Source organism: Janthinobacterium sp. GW460-12-1-14-LB5, from assembly GCF_059423585.1.
The window spans coordinates 25,160-39,914 of sequence record NZ_JBWKYD010000040.1; the positions used below are offsets into that span (position 1 = coordinate 25,160).

The 14,755-nt window shown below is 62.9% G+C and carries 14 protein-coding genes; 12 read left to right on the top strand and 2 right to left on the bottom strand.

What is annotated here, in order from left to right; all coding sequences use genetic code 11:
- Positions 1-2: 2 nt before the first annotated feature.
- Positions 3-1,580 (bottom strand): sensor histidine kinase, encoded by a 1,578-nt coding sequence (locus AC07X6_RS27310; protein WP_494793045.1) that lies wholly within the window; start codon positions 1,578-1,580, stop codon positions 3-5.
- A gap of 199 nt (positions 1,581-1,779) precedes the next feature.
- On the opposite strand from AC07X6_RS27310, the gene AC07X6_RS27315 reads away from it, so the two are divergent.
- Both AC07X6_RS27315 and AC07X6_RS27320 read left to right on the top strand, forming a co-directional pair.
- Entirely contained in the window at positions 1,780-2,118 is a 339-nt protein-coding gene (locus AC07X6_RS27315) for a hypothetical protein (protein WP_494793046.1), read from the top strand.
- Positions 2,115-2,960, top strand: coding sequence for an HDOD domain-containing protein (locus tag AC07X6_RS27320; protein WP_474292808.1), 846 nt, complete (start codon positions 2,115-2,117; stop codon positions 2,958-2,960). Before AC07X6_RS27315 ends, AC07X6_RS27320 begins: the two co-directional genes overlap by 4 nt.
- Before the next feature lie 149 nt (positions 2,961-3,109).
- On the opposite strand, the gene AC07X6_RS27325 is transcribed toward AC07X6_RS27320, so the two are convergent.
- Positions 3,110-3,436 carry a hypothetical protein gene (locus AC07X6_RS27325; RefSeq protein WP_034746769.1) on the bottom strand — a complete coding sequence of 109 codons (327 nt, stop codon included), beginning with the start codon at positions 3,434-3,436 and terminating at the stop codon, positions 3,110-3,112.
- A gap of 675 nt (positions 3,437-4,111) precedes the next feature.
- On the opposite strand from AC07X6_RS27325, the gene miaB reads away from it, so the two are divergent.
- The 10 genes from miaB (at position 4,112) to AC07X6_RS27375 (ending at position 14,562) form a co-directional block, all read left to right on the top strand.
- Complete coding sequence (miaB, locus tag AC07X6_RS27330) at positions 4,112-5,479, top strand: tRNA (N6-isopentenyl adenosine(37)-C2)-methylthiotransferase MiaB (protein WP_494793047.1); 1,368 nt, start codon at positions 4,112-4,114, stop codon at positions 5,477-5,479.
- Positions 5,476-6,540: a PhoH family protein gene (locus AC07X6_RS27335; RefSeq protein ID WP_494793048.1), complete on the top strand. Its 1,065-nt coding sequence runs from the start codon at positions 5,476-5,478 to the stop codon at positions 6,538-6,540. Before miaB ends, AC07X6_RS27335 begins: the two co-directional genes overlap by 4 nt.
- Positions 6,524-6,988, top strand: a complete 465-nt coding sequence (gene ybeY / locus AC07X6_RS27340) for an rRNA maturation RNase YbeY (protein WP_230538853.1) — start codon at positions 6,524-6,526, stop codon at positions 6,986-6,988. The genes AC07X6_RS27335 and ybeY overlap by 17 nt, the downstream gene beginning before the upstream one ends.
- Before the next feature lie 4 nt (positions 6,989-6,992).
- Positions 6,993-7,415, top strand: a complete 423-nt coding sequence (locus AC07X6_RS27345; protein WP_494793049.1) for a DUF4259 domain-containing protein — start codon at positions 6,993-6,995, stop codon at positions 7,413-7,415.
- 117 nt (positions 7,416-7,532) lie between these two features.
- Positions 7,533-8,411 carry a CorC family transporter gene (locus AC07X6_RS27350; protein ID WP_034746750.1) on the top strand — a complete coding sequence of 293 codons (879 nt, stop codon included), beginning with the start codon at positions 7,533-7,535 and terminating at the stop codon, positions 8,409-8,411.
- A gap of 79 nt (positions 8,412-8,490) precedes the next feature.
- Positions 8,491-10,017, top strand: a complete 1,527-nt coding sequence (lnt, locus tag AC07X6_RS27355; protein WP_494793050.1) for an apolipoprotein N-acyltransferase — start codon at positions 8,491-8,493, stop codon at positions 10,015-10,017.
- Between the two features lie 146 nt (positions 10,018-10,163).
- Positions 10,164-11,078 carry a glycine--tRNA ligase subunit alpha gene (gene glyQ, locus AC07X6_RS27360; RefSeq protein ID WP_152257971.1) on the top strand — a complete coding sequence of 305 codons (915 nt, stop codon included), beginning with the start codon at positions 10,164-10,166 and terminating at the stop codon, positions 11,076-11,078.
- A gap of 37 nt (positions 11,079-11,115) precedes the next feature.
- On the top strand, positions 11,116-13,218 hold the full coding sequence (gene glyS / locus AC07X6_RS27365) for a glycine--tRNA ligase subunit beta (protein WP_494793051.1): 2,103 nt from the start codon (positions 11,116-11,118) through the stop codon (positions 13,216-13,218).
- Positions 13,218-13,805 (top strand): D-glycero-beta-D-manno-heptose 1,7-bisphosphate 7-phosphatase, encoded by a 588-nt coding sequence (gmhB, locus tag AC07X6_RS27370; RefSeq protein ID WP_230538857.1) that lies wholly within the window; start codon positions 13,218-13,220, stop codon positions 13,803-13,805. The genes glyS and gmhB overlap by 1 nt, the downstream gene beginning before the upstream one ends.
- Before the next feature lie 16 nt (positions 13,806-13,821).
- Positions 13,822-14,562: a lysophospholipid acyltransferase family protein gene (locus AC07X6_RS27375; protein WP_034746739.1), complete on the top strand. Its 741-nt coding sequence runs from the start codon at positions 13,822-13,824 to the stop codon at positions 14,560-14,562.
- The last annotated feature ends 193 nt before the right edge of the window (positions 14,563-14,755 follow it).

Below are 14,755 nucleotides of genomic sequence, written 5' to 3' on the forward strand. Positions count from 1 at the left end.
GCCTATGCCTGGTCGGCAGGAACGCTGGCTGCGCCTTCCGGCAACGGCGTCACCTTGGGCAGGCGCAGCAGGAACGTCGCGCCCTGCCCCAAGGTGCTGCTGACCGTGATGGTGCCGCCAAACTGCTTGGCAATCAAGTTGAATACGATATTCAAGCCCAGGCCCGTGCCGCCCTGTCCGCGCCGCGTGGTGACAAACGGGTCGAACACGCGGTCGAGCATGTCGGGGGCGATGCCGCGGCCATTGTCGCGCACCTGCATGGCGATCCAGTCGTTGTCGCCGTGCACGCCGATATGGATATGGCCATCCGTGTCCGCATCAAAGGCGTGCTCGACGCAGTTCAGGACCAGGTTGGTGAGCACCTGCGCCAGCGCGCCCGGATAGCTGTCGAGCATGATGCCTGGCGGACAATCGATATCGATGCGGATGCGCGTCTTTTTCAGGGTCGGCTGCAGGCTCGAGATCACTTCACCGATATAGTCGCGCAATTCGAACAGCCGGCGCGCCTCGCTGACCTGGTCGACGGCAATCTGCTTGAAGCTGTGGATCAGGTGCGCGGCGCGGTAGGCATTGTTCATGATCAGGCGCGCACTTTCGCCGGCCGTTTCCAGGTAGCGCACGATATCGGTCTTCTTGACGCTGCCGCCGGCCACCGCTGCGCTGATGTGATCGGTGGCTTCCTTCAGCACCGAGGCGCTGGTCAGGGCGATGCCGACCGGCGTATTGATTTCATGCGCCACGCCGGCCACCAGGCTGCCCAGCGAGGCCAGGCGTTCCGACTGCAGCAACGATTCCTGCGCGCGGCGCAGCTCGTCCATGGCCTGCGCCGTCTCCTGCTGCGAACGGCGCGCCATGTCTTCCGCCTCGCGGCTGCCCTCGATGATGGACTTGAGCTTGCGCTGCACGGCATTGAAGCCGCGGATCACGTCGCCCAGTTCGTCGCGCCGGTTTTCCGGCAACTCTTCAACGTCATCGCTGCCGCGCGTGGCCAGGTCGAACAAGCCGTCGCGCAACTGTTTCAACGGTTCGAAGACGATGCGCAGGCTGAGCGCCAGGGCGCCCACCAAAATGATGTCAAGTAGCAACACTTCCAGCACCTTGCGCCGCACTTCGCCGCGCAAGGCCGCATCGATCTGCGCGCGGCTGAAATTGACGATGACCTTGCCGACGATCACCGGCTTGCCGCCCGTGGCCGCCGCCACGGCGTCGCGGAACACCAGCGGCGCCTCGACGGGCGTGCCGCCCATGGCCACGTCGTCCGTCAGCGGCACCAGGGTGCCGGACGCGTCGCGCACTTCGCCGGCGAACAGGCCGACCGAGGCGTCATAGACGCGGATACCGACCAGTTCCGGCGGCAACATTTCTGCCGCAACGATGCTGTCGACCTTGGATTTATCGAGGTCCCACAGGGCCGAAGGCAAGCTGGTCTGCAAGCGCGTGAGCACGCCGCTGCGCAGGCGCGCGCTGCCCGATTCAAGTTCCTGGCTCAGGGTATATTGGGTATAGCTGCCCGAAATGCCCAGCACCAGGGTGACGATCACGACAAAAAGCAAGGTCAGCCGGACTTGAATACTCACCATCGATCAACACTCCCCGGGCCAAGCCGGCCCGCGGCGCGGGCGCAGAGACGTCAGCGGACAACAGCCTGAATCAAATGTACGGTATGACATGCTTATTGGCAAGATTTACAGCATCCCCACTTTCGATAGGGACTTTGATGCAGGTTGAGACATTGCGTGATGGCAATGGTAATATCCCGCAATCATCTAAGGAGTCGTCATGGCGGTCACGCATCAACATCTACCCCTGGAACAAGTTCGTCCCGGCATGGTCTTGTCGGATGTCTTGCTCGATGCGCATGGACAAGTGCTGTTGCCGCAAGGCGCGGTATTGACGGAAAACATGCTAGCCCTGATGCCGCGTCACAACATCGACATGCTGCCGATTCAGGCACCACCCCCGTCGCCGGAAGAAATCGCCGTGCAGCAGGCGGCCGACAGCGAACGGCTCGATTACCTGTTCCGCAAGCTGGACCCGGAAAATCCCGAGGATGCGGCCACCGCCTTGCTGCGCAGCTATGTCACGGCTTACCGCCTGGGCACGGGAGAGGCCGCATGAGCACCCAGCTGACGCTCGACGATATCGTCGCCCACCTCGATGACCTGCCTTCGCTGCCCGCCGTCGTCATGGAATTACTCAACAGCATAGACCAGGAAGACGTGGATATTTCCGTGCTGGCGAAAAAAGTGTCGTACGACCAGGCGCTGACGGCGAAAACCCTGCGCCTGGCCAACTCGTCGCAATATGGCTTGCAAGTGAAGGCCACCACCATCCAGCAGGCGATCACGTACCTGGGCTTCCAGACCACGCGCAGCCTGATCACCTCGGCCGCCATCACGGGCTGCTTCCCGGAAGGACGCTGCCCCGGCTTCGACGACAAGGCCTTCTGGCGCCATTCGGTGGCGACGGCCGCCTGCGCCAAGGTGCTGGCGCGGCAGATCCGCTTCAACCAGGATTACGCGTTCACGGCCGGCTTGCTGCACAACATCGGTCGCCTGGTGCTGGTCAGCAGTTTTCCCGCGCAATATGCGCAAGTCATCGCGCACCAGGCGGCGCACGATTGCAGCCTGCTCGCAGCGGAGCAAACGGTGCTGGGCGTGGACCACGTGCAGGCGGGCGTGGCACTGGCCGAACACTGGAATTTTTCCGATACCATGCGCCTGGCGCTGGCCAACTACCTGCAGCCGGAAACGCCGGGGGCGGGCTTCCTGGCATCGCTGATCCACGTGGCCAATGCCGTCGTCTGCGCGCTCGACCTGGCGCAGGCGGGCGACGACATGGTGCCGCGCGTCTCGCCCGTCGCCTGGGATGCGCTGGGCCTGGGCGAAGATGCGTATCTGCAACTGTTCCGCGAAACGGAGCTGCGCTACGACGAAATCACGACGGCCTTGTTAAGCTGACTCGGCAGGCAAAGCCGCAAACGCAAACGGCCCTCGCCTGGGGGCGAAAGCCGTTATGGGTACTGCCATCATTCCACCTTGCCCGGTCCACGCCAGCCTGTTGCCGCCAGCAGCTACGCAAGCGGCACAGTCAGCGTACAACCGCCACCTCAGTGCGCGTAATTCGATTCTTGCGCATCGCCGCGGTCTTCCGCTTTTGGACGGCCCTGGGCGTCGGACAGACGATACTTGGTGCGGCGGTCACCCATCAGGTCGCGCAGGTCGCGGATGCTCATGCCCGTCACTTCGTGCATGCGGATCAGCAGCGAGGCGCCGACCGGCAAGCGGTGGTGACGGATCTTGCTGATGACGGGTGGCGCCACTTCGAGCAGGCGCGACAGGGCTGCGTCGTTTTTCAGCTGCATCTTGCTCAGCAGAATATCCAGCAGGTGATTCGGGTTGTAACTCTCTTGCGATGCTAATGCATGATGTGCCATGATTTTTCCTCGTCTGGTGAATGTAGAAAATAATGCCGATACGAACTTAAGGCTGGCTTAGAGTGTTTAAATAAACGCCTTCCATCAGTGTCAGCCTCCCCTCCGCCGTCCCTCCTTGTCGCACTGCCTGCACAGGACTCGCACTGCCACGCCCAGCCAACATGCACAGCTTGCCGCGTGAGTAAAAGCACGTGCAATCCGCTGAAATGAATTGCATATAAGACAATATACTAGTCCAAACACGCAGCATCTGCGCCTCGCGCAAACTTCCTGATTGTTAAATATCAATCAAACTGCTGGTTGGCTTGGCAACGATGCTATTTCAACACATTAGGATGCCAGCGGGCGCACACAAGGCTTTGCAGCAACTTGTTACAAATCAATGGTGTCGTACGGCAATAAATGCTTTGCAGCATCGTCGTTCCGGGCGCCTTGCTCACACCGCAACCTTGTCGGCAAGGTCAGCACGACATGGCCCGTCCCGGCGATTTACGCTAAACTATGGCCTGAACTTGCAGCGAGCCTGCCACCGGGCAGCCAGAGGCGCCCGGCCGGTCATCCACCGTCTCCCGCCCCGAGCGGCGCACGGCGCAAGCCCCCTGCCCAGCTGATTTGCCGCCACACTTAGTTGTCCCACTTATTTGCCGCCACATTTACCGATAAGCATCCGACTCCATGCAGAAAAAAGTATTCATTAAAACCTTCGGCTGCCAGATGAACGAGTACGACTCGGACAAGATGGCCGACGTGCTGGGCGCCTCCGATGGCCTGGTGCGCACCGACACGCCGGAAGATGCCGATGTGATCCTGCTCAACACTTGCTCCGTGCGCGAAAAGGCGCAGGAAAAAGTGTTTTCCGACCTGGGCCGTCTGCGCGAGCTGAAACTGGCCAAGCCGCACCTCTTGATCGGCGTCGGCGGCTGCGTGGCCTCGCAGGAAGGCGACGCCATCGTCAAGCGCGCGCCGTATGTCGACATGGTCTTCGGCCCGCAAACGCTGCACCGCCTGCCGCAGATGATCGAGCTGCGCCGCGCCAGCGGCGATGCGCAAGTGGACATCAGCTTCCCGGAAATCGAAAAGTTCGACCACATGCCGCCAGCCAAGGTGGAAGGCGCTTCGGCGTTCGTTTCCATCATGGAAGGCTGCAGCAAATATTGCAGCTACTGCGTCGTACCCTACACGCGCGGCGAGGAAGTGTCGCGCCGCTTCGAGGACGTGCTGACGGAAGTGGCGGGCCTGGCCGCCCAGGGCGTCAAGGAAATCACCCTGCTGGGGCAAAACGTCAACGCCTACCGGGGCGCGATGGAAGGCGGCGAGATCGCCGACTTCGCCCTGCTGCTCGAATATGTGGCCGATATTCCCGGCATCGAGCGCATGCGCTTCGTCACCAGCCACCCGAAGGAATTCACGCAGCGCCTGATCGACGCCTACGCCAAGATTCCGCAACTGGTCGACCACCTGTACCTGCCGGCGCAGCACGGTTCCGACAAGGTGCTCGGCGCCATGAAGCGCGGCTACACGGGCCTCGAATACAAGTCCATCATCCGCCGCATCCGCGCCGTGCGCCCGAACATGGCCATTTCCTCGGACTTCATCGTCGGTTTCCCCGGCGAAACCCAGGCCGACTTCGATGCCATGATGAAACTGATCGCGGACGTCGGCTTCGACAACAGCTACAGCTTCATCTTCAGCAAGCGCCCCGGCACGCCGGCCGCCAGCCTGGAAGACGACACGCCGCATGACGTCAAGCTGGCCCGGCTGCAGCAACTGCAGGCGGCCATCGACGCCAACACGCGCAAATACAGCCTGGCCATGGTCGGCAGCGTGCAAACCATCCTCGTCGAAGGCCGCTCGAAGAAGGACACGATAGCTCGCGAACTGCAAGGCCGCACGGAAAACAACCGCGTGGTCAATTTCGACGCCGGCCCGGACGGTTTGCACCTGGTCGGACAGCTGGTCGACGTGCGCATCACCGAAAGCCATTCCTACACCCTGCGCGGCGAACTCGTCGCCAGCGCCCCCGCATTGAAAAGAGCCAGTTGAAAACCAAAGCCCCGATACAGCCACATTACTTCATCCCCGAGCCGCTCGACAACACGCGCCTGGCGCATCTGTGCGGACCGCTCGATGAAAACCTGCGCCAGATTTCCGCCGCCCTCGACGTGACGATCTTCCGCCGCGGCGAGAAATTCATCGTTGGCGGCAGCAATGCCGAACGGGCCGTGGAAATCCTCGAGCAGTTCTACGCCATCGCCAACAAGGTCGTGCCGCTGGAAGAAGTGCAGCTGGCCCTGGTGGAACAGCGCGCGGGCCTGTCCGCCGCCTCGGAACACCACGCCAATACGTCCATCAGCACCTTCGTCGAGCCGGACATCGCCAGCCCCGTGCTGAAAACGCGGCGCGCCGACCTGCGCGGGCGCACGCCGCACCAGATCGCCTACTTGCGCGACATCCTCGAGCACGACATCAGCTTCGGCGTGGGACCGGCCGGTACGGGTAAAACCTATCTGGCCGTCGCCTGCGCCGTCGATGCGCTCGAACGCGACGCCGTCAAGCGCATCATCCTGACGCGCCCCGCCGTCGAAGCGGGCGAACGCCTGGGCTTCCTGCCGGGCGACCTGGCGCAAAAGGTTGACCCCTACCTGCGTCCCCTCTACGATGCGCTGTATGATTTGCTGGGCTTTGACCGCACGCAAAAACTGTTTGAAAAACAGGTGATCGAGATCGCCCCGCTGGCCTACATGCGCGGGCGCACCCTGAACCACGCGTTTGTCATCCTCGACGAGGCGCAAAACACCACCGTCGAACAGATGAAGATGTTTTTGACGCGCATCGGCTTTGGCAGCAAGGCCGTGGTCACGGGTGACGTGACGCAAGTCGACCTACACAAGAGCCAGACGAGTGGCCTGATCGACGCCGTGCACGTGCTCAAGGATGTGCGCGGCATCGGCTTCACGCAATTTAACAGCACCGACGTGGTACGCCATCCGCTTGTCGCGCGCATCGTCGACGCTTACGAAACGGCGCAGGCGGCCAATGCCGACGCCGCCCAGTTACTTCCCTTATTGAAACCAGCTGCCGCCAAAAATGTCCGAAAAAAATAAACTGTCCTTGTCCGTGCAATACCCGGATGCCCGCCTGGCAACCCTGATCACGCGCCCGAACGTGCGCCGCTGGGTCAAGGCGGCCCTGTTCGCCCCGGCCGAATTCACCATCCGCTTCGTCGACGCGGAGGAAGGCCGTACCTTGAACCGCGATTACCGCGAAAAGGATTACGCCACCAACGTGCTGACCTTCGCCTACAACGAAGGCGAAGAGCTGGCCGAAGACGAGCCGACGCGCGCCGACATCATCCTGTGCACGGACGTGCTGGAAAAGGAAGCGGCCGAGCAAAAGAAAAGCGTGGAAGAGCACACGGCCCACCTGATCGTCCACGGCGTGCTGCATGCGCAAGGCTACGACCACATGGACGACGAGGAAGCGGCCGAGATGGAGGGCCTGGAAACGGAGATCCTCGCCAAACTCGGCATTACCGATCCGTACAAGGAGTAAGCACATGGGAACCTGGGCACTTGACGCCTTCGGCAACGACTACGCCATGGACTGGGCGCAGGACTTGCACGAATATAAAACCCTGGAACTGGTCGAGACCACGCTCGACAACGTCATCGACAGCCAGGAAGCGGAGCTGGAAGCGCCGTTCGCCGCCGAGGCGCTGGCCGCGCTGGAAGTCATCGCGCGCCTCTTGGGCAAGCCGGGCGAGGACGACCCGGCCACGGCCGAGGTGGATGAATGGGTGGCCGCCTGCAGGAAGAAAGTCACGCCGCCGCTGCTGGAAAAGGCGCGCCTGGCCTTCGAGCGCATCACGGCCGAGACCTCGGAACTGCGCCAGCTGTGGCAGGACAGCGAGCACTTTGCCGACTGGCAGGCCGACGTGGCGCACTTGCGCGCGCGCGTGCTGGGCCCGGAAGCGGCGTAAAAGATCGCGCAACGGCGCACTTCAACGTATTAAATTTGCATCAAAAGCGGGGAAATCCGGTATTCCCCCACTTTTGGTGTATCCTATATCCCTTCGCAACAACGGCTCACGCCTCCTATGCCCGAGCACCCTAGTGGCGTCAGAACTGACGTCAAGCCCCACCGGTCACTGTTTGAACGCCTGACCGCACTCATTTCCCCCGAGCCAGAGAACCGTGCAGAATTGCTCGAAGTTCTACACGATGCGCATGAACGCAAGCTGATCGACGCCGACGCCCTGTCGATGATCGAAGGCGTGTTCCAGGTGTCGGATCTCTGTGCGCGCGACATCATGATTCCCCGTTCGCAAATGGATGTCATCGACATCAGCAAGCCGATCGAGGAATGGATGCCGGAAGTCCTGTCCACCGCCCACTCGCGCTTCCCCGCGATCGAAGGCGAGCGCGACAAGGTCATCGGCATCCTGCTGGCGAAAGACTTGCTGCGTTATTACGCAGAAGAAACTTTCGACGTGCGCGACATGCTGCGCCCCGCCATCTTCATCCCCGAATCGAAACGCCTGAATGTGCTGCTGCGCGATTTCCGCGCCAACCACAATCACATGGCCATCGTCGTCGATGAATACAGCGGCGTCGCCGGCCTGATCACCATCGAAGACGTGCTGGAACAGATCGTCGGCGACATCGAGGACGAATACGACTTCGACGAAGCCGAGGACAATATCCTCTCGCTCAAGGAAGGCCAGTTCGGCCCCCGCTGGAGAGTCAAGGCGCTGACCGAGATCGAACAGTTCAACGAAGAAGTGGGCAGCCACCTGGTGGACGACGACGTCGACACCATCGGCGGCCTGGTCTCGAAGTACCTGGGCCGCATGGCGCACAAGGGCGATATCTTCGACCTGGGCAATCTGCGTTTCGAGGTGCTGCGCGCCGATGCGCGCCAGGTGCACGTGCTGCTCGTCGAGCGCCTGCCCAACGTGCCGGAACTGGAACTCTGACATGCGCGTGCTGTAAATGCGTTTCAGACGCTTAGATCCCAACGCCCCCGCCAAACCGCCCCGCAGCACCTGGGCGCGCATGCTGACTGCCGCCGTCGCTGGCGCCGTCGCCGTGCTGGCGTTCGCCCCTTTCGGCTACTGGCCTTTGCAAATCCTCAGCCTGGGCGTGCTGTTCTACCAGGTACTGCGCGCGGCGAACGTCAAGTCCGGCGCGCTGATCGGCTGGGCCTACGGCTTCGGCTGGTGCGCGGCCGGCACGCACTGGCTGTACATCTCGATGCACCGCTATGGCGACATGGCCGCGCCGATCGCCGCAATCGCCGTGGCCCTGCTGGCCCTCTTGATGGCCATCTACGTGGCCTTGGCCATGGGCGCGGCCGCCTGGCTGCGCCAGCGCTGGGTGCTGTCCCTGCCCGCCATGACCTTGCTAGTGCTGCCGGCCATGTGGACCCTGTTCGAATGGACGCGCGGCTGGCTGTTTACGGGTTTCCCGTGGCTGGCCACCGGCTACGCCCACAATACCAGCCCGCTGGGCGGCTTTGCCCCCATCGTCGGCGCATATGGCCTGGGCTGGCTGGCGGCGCTGTCCGCCGGCGCCCTGCTGCTGCTAGTTCACCCCCTGCACCGCACGCGCTGGTTTGCGCTGGGCGGCGTCGTCGCGCTGTATGCGGCCGGCGTTGGCCTGCAATATGTGAACTGGACCCATCCGGTCGGGCGCCCCATCACGGTGCGCCTGTTGCAGGGGAACGTGCCGCAACAGCAGAAATTCGACCCCGGCTTCGTGCTGGGCGCCCTGCAGATGTACCAGAGCGCCATCACCAGCGCGCCGGCCGACCTGATCGCCACGCCGGAAACGGCCGTCACCGTGCTGCCGCACCAGCTGCCGCCCGGCTATCTGGACAGCCTGGCGACGTATTCGCAGCAGACGGGCAGCACGATTTTGCTCGGCATGCCCGTGCTCGACGAACAGCAGCGCTTCTACAATGCGGCCCTGGGGATTTCCCCCAACGGCACGGGCGGTCCCTACTACCAGTACCGCAAGCACCATCTGGTGCCGTTCGGCGAATTCGTGCCGCCCGGCCTGCACTGGTTCGTCGCCATGATGGCCATCCCGCTGGGCGACATGGGCCGTGGTGCCGAGGTGCAGGCCCCGCTGCAGGTACGCGACCAGCTGGTGCTGCCGAATATCTGCTACGAAGATCTGTTTGGCGAAGAAATCGCAGGACAGCTGGCCAGCGCCCACCGCCAAGGCAAGCAGTCGGCCTCCGTGCTGCTCAATATCTCGAACCTGGCCTGGTTTGGCGATTCGATCGCCATCCCGCAGCATCTGCAGATTTCGCAGATGCGCAGCCTGGAAACGGGCCGCCCCATGCTGCGTTCGACGAACACGGGCGCCACGGCCGTCATCGACGGCAAGGGCGTGGTGCAAAGCCTGCTGCCGCCGGAACAGCAAGCCACCTTGGCGGCCAAGGTGCAGGGCATGGGCGGCATGACGCCATACATTCTGTACGGCAATAAACTGGTGCTGGCCCTGGCCGCGCTGGCCCTGCTGACGGCCTTCCTGCTGTCGCGCGCCGCCCGCCGTGGCCGCGCCGCGCAGCAATAAGCGGCCGATATTGCCCGAAGAGTCACAGTGGGCCCGCAAAAACCGCTAAAATTAGCAAAACCCCGGCCCGGACGCGCTTGTTAGCAGCGTGCGGGCTTCAAGCAAACCTTAACAAAGCGCAGCCTCCCGCGCGGCGAACTCATACGATGCTCACATTTCAACAAATTATCCTGACCTTGCAAACCTATTGGGACAAGCAAGGTTGCGCCCTGCTCCAGCCTTACGACATGGAAGTCGGCGCCGGCACCTTCCACACCGGCACCTTCCTGCGCGCGATCGGCCCGGAACCGTGGCGCGCCGCGTATGTGCAGCCGTCGCGCCGCCCGAAAGATGGCCGCTATGGCGAAAACCCGAACCGCATGCAGCACTACTACCAGTACCAGGTGGTCTTGAAGCCGGCGCCGGAAAACATCCTCGACCTGTATCTGGGTTCGCTGGCCGCGCTGGGCCTGGACCTGAAGCAGAATGACGTGCGCTTCGTCGAAGACGACTGGGAAAGCCCGACCCTGGGCGCCTGGGGCCTGGGCTGGGAAGTCTGGCTGAACGGCATGGAAGTGACCCAATTTACCTACTTCCAGCAAGTGGGCGGCCTCGATTGCAAGCCCGTGCTGGGCGAAATCACCTACGGCATCGAACGCCTGGCCATGTATCTGCAGGGCGTGGAAAACGTGTATGACCTGGTGTGGACCGAGTGGGAAGAAAATGGAGTCACGAAGAAACTGACCTACGGCGACGTCTTCCACCAGAATGAGGTGGAGCAATCGACCTACAACTTCGAGCACGCGAATACGGACCTGCTGTTCGAACAGTTCGGCAACTACGAAGCGGAAGCGAAGCGTTTGATCGAGCTGCAACTGACCCTGCCCGCCTACGAAAAGATCATGAAGGCCTCGCACAGCTTCAATATGCTCGATGCGCGTGGCGCCATCTCGGTGACGGAACGCGCCGCCTACATCGGCCGCGTGCGCACCCTGTCGCGCCTGGTGGCGCAAGCATATTACGACTCGCGCGAGCGCCTCGGTTTCCCGATGCTGCCCGCCGCAGACCAAGCCGCCGCCTAATTCGAGCCTCTACACCGCCGTACCTGACAAGAACACCATGAACCAAACACTGCTCATCGAACTGCTGACCGAAGAACTGCCGCCGAAAGCGCTGGCCAAACTGGGCGCCGCCTTCACGGCCGGCATCGTCAACGGCCTGAAATCGCGCGACTTCCTGGAAGCCGACAGCGTCGCCACCAGCTACGCCTCGCCGCGCCGCCTGGCCGTCTCCATCACCAACGTACGCGAAGTCTCGCCCGATAAATCGATCCGCGAAAAAGTCTTGCCCGTCTCCGTGGCGCTGGACGCGAACGGCAACGGCACGCCGCCGCTGGCCAAGAAACTGGCCGCGCTGGGCTTCCCCGACCTGACGGTGGCCGAGCTGGAACGCGCCGTCGACGGCAAGGCTGAAAGCTTCTTCTATACCTACACGGCGCCGGGCAGCAAACTGGAAACGGGCGCGCAAGCCGCCTTGACAGAGTCCTGCGCCAAGCTGCCGATTCCAAAACTGATGAGCTACCAGCGCCCGGACGGCAGCACCGTGCAATTCGTGCGCCCGGCCCACAGCCTGATCGCCCTGCACGGCATCAACATCCTGCCATTGACCCTGCTGGGCTTGAGCGCCGGCCGCACCACCCTGGGCCACCGCTTCCTCACCGACGGCGAACCGGTCACCATCGCGCACGCGGAAAACTATGCGCCGTCGCTGATTCTCAACGCCAGCGTCATCGCCAGCAACGAGGAACGCAAGGAACGCATCCGCGCCCAGCTGCTGGACAAGGCCGGCGCCGACCAGGTACTGATGCCAGAGGCGCTGCTCGATGAAGTCACGGCCCTGGTCGAATGGCCGGTCGTGTATGAATGCCACTTCGAGGAAGAATTCCTGGCCGTGCCGCAGGAATGCCTGATCCTCACGATGCAGACGAACCAGAAATACTTCGCCCTGACCGACAGCGAAGGCAAGCTGCGCTCGCGCTTTTTGATCGTCTCGAACATCGAGACGGACACGCCCGAGCACATCATCGGCGGCAACGAGCGCGTCGTGCGCCCGCGCCTGTCCGACGCCAAGTTCTTCTTCGAGCAGGACAAGAAGAAGACCCTGGCATCGCGCCTGCCGCTGCTGGCCAATGTCGTGTATCACAACAAGCTGGGCACGCAAGCAGCCCGCACAGAGCGCGTCAAGTCGCTGGCCGGCGCCATCGCCGCCAAGCTGCAATATGACGTGGCCCTGGCCGAACGTGGCGCCCTGCTGGCCAAGGCCGATCTGCTGACCGACATGGTGGGCGAATTCCCCGAACTGCAAGGCATCATGGGCACGTATTACGCGCGCCATGACGGCGAGCCGGAAGAAGTGGCGCTGGCCGCCTCCGAGCACTACCAGCCGCGCTTTGCCGGCGACAGCCTGCCGGCGACCGCCACCGGCACCGCCGTGGCTCTGGCCGACAAGCTCGAAACCCTGGTCGGCATCTGGGCCATCGGCCTGGCGCCCACGGGCGACAAGGACCCGTTCGCGCTGCGTCGCCACGCCCTGGGCGTACTGCGCATGCTGCTGGAAAAACGCCTGCCATTGTCGATCCAGGGCTTGCTGTTTGACGCCGCCGCGCAGTTCGCAGCGGTGCCCGGCTTCAAGGACCCGGTCACGGATGTCACCACCTTCATGCTGGACCGCCTGCGCGGCATCCTGCGCGAGCGCGGTTTCTCGCCGAACGAGATCGAAGCCGTCGTGGCGCAGAATCCCGACCGCCTGGACGACATCGTGCAGCGCCTGGAAGCCGTGCAGGCGTTTGCCGCCTTGCCGGAAAGCGCTTCGCTGGCGGCCGCCAACAAGCGCATCACGAACATCCTGAAAAAGAACGAGGAAGCCGTGAGCCAGGTCGCTGCCGGCGGCGTGAACGTGGCGCTGCTGCAGGACGAGGCGGAGAAAAAACTCGCCGCCGCCGTCTCGCGCGTGCAGCCGGAAGTCGACGCGGCCTTCGCCAAGGGCGATTTCACCAGCACCCTGCAAACCCTGGCGCAGCTGCGCGATGACGTCGATGGCTTCTTCAACGACGTGATGGTGATGGCCGAGGATGTCGCCCTGCGCAACAACCGCCTGGCACTGCTGTCGTCCCTGCACGGCATGATGAACCGCGTGGCCGACATTTCCAAGCTGGCGGCATAATGGGGACTCCGGCGCTGAAACTGATTATTCTCGACCGCGACGGCGTCATTAATCATGACTCGCCGGACTTCATCAAGTCGCCGGCCGAATGGCTGCCGATCCCCGGCTCGCTCGAAGCGATCGCCCGCCTGAACCAGGCCGGCTATCGCGTGGTCGTCGCCTCGAACCAGTCGGGCATCGCGCGCGAATACTTCGACATGACGGTGCTCAACGCGATCCACCAGAAGATGCACACGCTGGCGCAGCAGGTGGGCGCCGATATCGACGCCATCTTCTTTTGCCCGCACGCGGGCGCGGACAATTGCGACTGCCGCAAGCCGAAACCGGGCATGTTCCATGAAATCTCGCAGCGCTACAACACCAGCCTGAAAGGCGTGCCCACGGTCGGCGATTCGCTGCGCGACCTGCAGGCCGGTTTCATCAGCGGCTGCGCGCCCTACCTGGTCCTGACGGGCAAGGGCGAGAAAACCAACGAAACGGGTGGCCTGCCGCCTGGCACCCAAGTCTTCCCCGACCTGGCCGCCGTCGTCGGCCACCTGCTCAAGGCGCCAGCCGCACCGGCGCCCACAGTGGCATTCAGTATCTAATCTTCGGAGAACCGCATTGCGTAATATTTCCCTGTTCCTGCGATCCCTGCTGTTCATGATCATCATGATCGTAGCCACCATCGTCTGGGCCTGCGTGTGCTTTTTTGCCGCGCCATTGAGCTACAACAAGCGCTATTGGGTCACCTCGCGCTGGAACGTGTTTATCCTGTGGTGTGCCAAGGTCATTTGCGGCATCCGCTATGAAGTCAAGGGCGCCGAGAACTTCCCCGATGCGCCGGCCATCGTGCTGTCGAAGCACCAGTCGGCCTGGGAAACCATCTTCTTGCTTCCCAGCCTGCCACGCCCGCTCGTGTACGTGTTCAAGAAGGAGATTTTGTACATCCCGTTCTTCGGCTGGGCCATGGCGCTGCTGCGCATGATCCCCATCGACCGCAAACAGGGCAAACATGCGTTCAAGAGCGTGGTCGCGCATGGCAAGCGCCGCCTGGCCGACGGCCAATGGATTATCATGTTCCCTGAAGGCACCCGCATTCCCGTGGGCCAGGCGGGCAAGTACAAGAGCGGCGGCACGCGTCTGGCCATCGCGACGGGCGCCGTGGTGGTGCCGATTGCGCATAATTCAGGCGAGTGCTGGCCCAAGCAGTCATTCCTCAAACGCCCGGGACTGATCACCGTCTCGATAGGCAAACCGATTTCGCCGGAAGGGCAAACCCCGGACAGCATGATGCAACAGGTGGAAAATTGGATAGAATCAGAAATGCGCGTCATTTCGCCTCACGCCTACAACGCTGGCTAGACGGCATCAGCGCGGTCATCCAGGAGCCGACCCTGCGCCAGCAGATGAAGACCATCAAGGTCGGCGACCAGCAACTGGATTTGTTCGCGCATGACGTCTCGACCAGCACGCCCCTGGCGGTGCGCCCCACGGCACCGCCAGCGCCGCCCGTGGCGCCACCGGTAGTGGCGCCCGCGCCCCCCATCGTTCGCCC

Bases quoted from the DNA above. Each gene is read 5' to 3' on its own strand.
- AC07X6_RS27310 (WP_494793045.1), bottom strand. From the start codon at position 1,580: ATGGTGAGTATTCAAGTCCGGCTGACCTTGCTTTTTGTCGTGATCGTC.
- AC07X6_RS27315 (WP_494793046.1), top strand. From the start codon at position 1,780: ATGGCGGTCACGCATCAACATCTACCCCTGGAACAAGTTCGTCCCGGC.
- AC07X6_RS27320 (WP_474292808.1), top strand. From the start codon at position 2,115: ATGAGCACCCAGCTGACGCTCGACGATATCGTCGCCCACCTCGATGAC.
- AC07X6_RS27325 (WP_034746769.1), bottom strand. From the start codon at position 3,436: ATGGCACATCATGCATTAGCATCGCAAGAGAGTTACAACCCGAATCAC.
- miaB (WP_494793047.1), top strand. From the start codon at position 4,112: ATGCAGAAAAAAGTATTCATTAAAACCTTCGGCTGCCAGATGAACGAG.
- ybeY (WP_230538853.1), top strand. From the start codon at position 6,524: ATGTCCGAAAAAAATAAACTGTCCTTGTCCGTGCAATACCCGGATGCC.
- AC07X6_RS27345 (WP_494793049.1), top strand. From the start codon at position 6,993: ATGGGAACCTGGGCACTTGACGCCTTCGGCAACGACTACGCCATGGAC.
- AC07X6_RS27350 (WP_034746750.1), top strand. From the start codon at position 7,533: ATGCCCGAGCACCCTAGTGGCGTCAGAACTGACGTCAAGCCCCACCGG.
- lnt (WP_494793050.1), top strand. From the start codon at position 8,491: ATGCTGACTGCCGCCGTCGCTGGCGCCGTCGCCGTGCTGGCGTTCGCC.
- glyQ (WP_152257971.1), top strand. From the start codon at position 10,164: ATGCTCACATTTCAACAAATTATCCTGACCTTGCAAACCTATTGGGAC.
- glyS (WP_494793051.1), top strand. From the start codon at position 11,116: ATGAACCAAACACTGCTCATCGAACTGCTGACCGAAGAACTGCCGCCG.
- gmhB (WP_230538857.1), top strand. From the start codon at position 13,218: ATGGGGACTCCGGCGCTGAAACTGATTATTCTCGACCGCGACGGCGTC.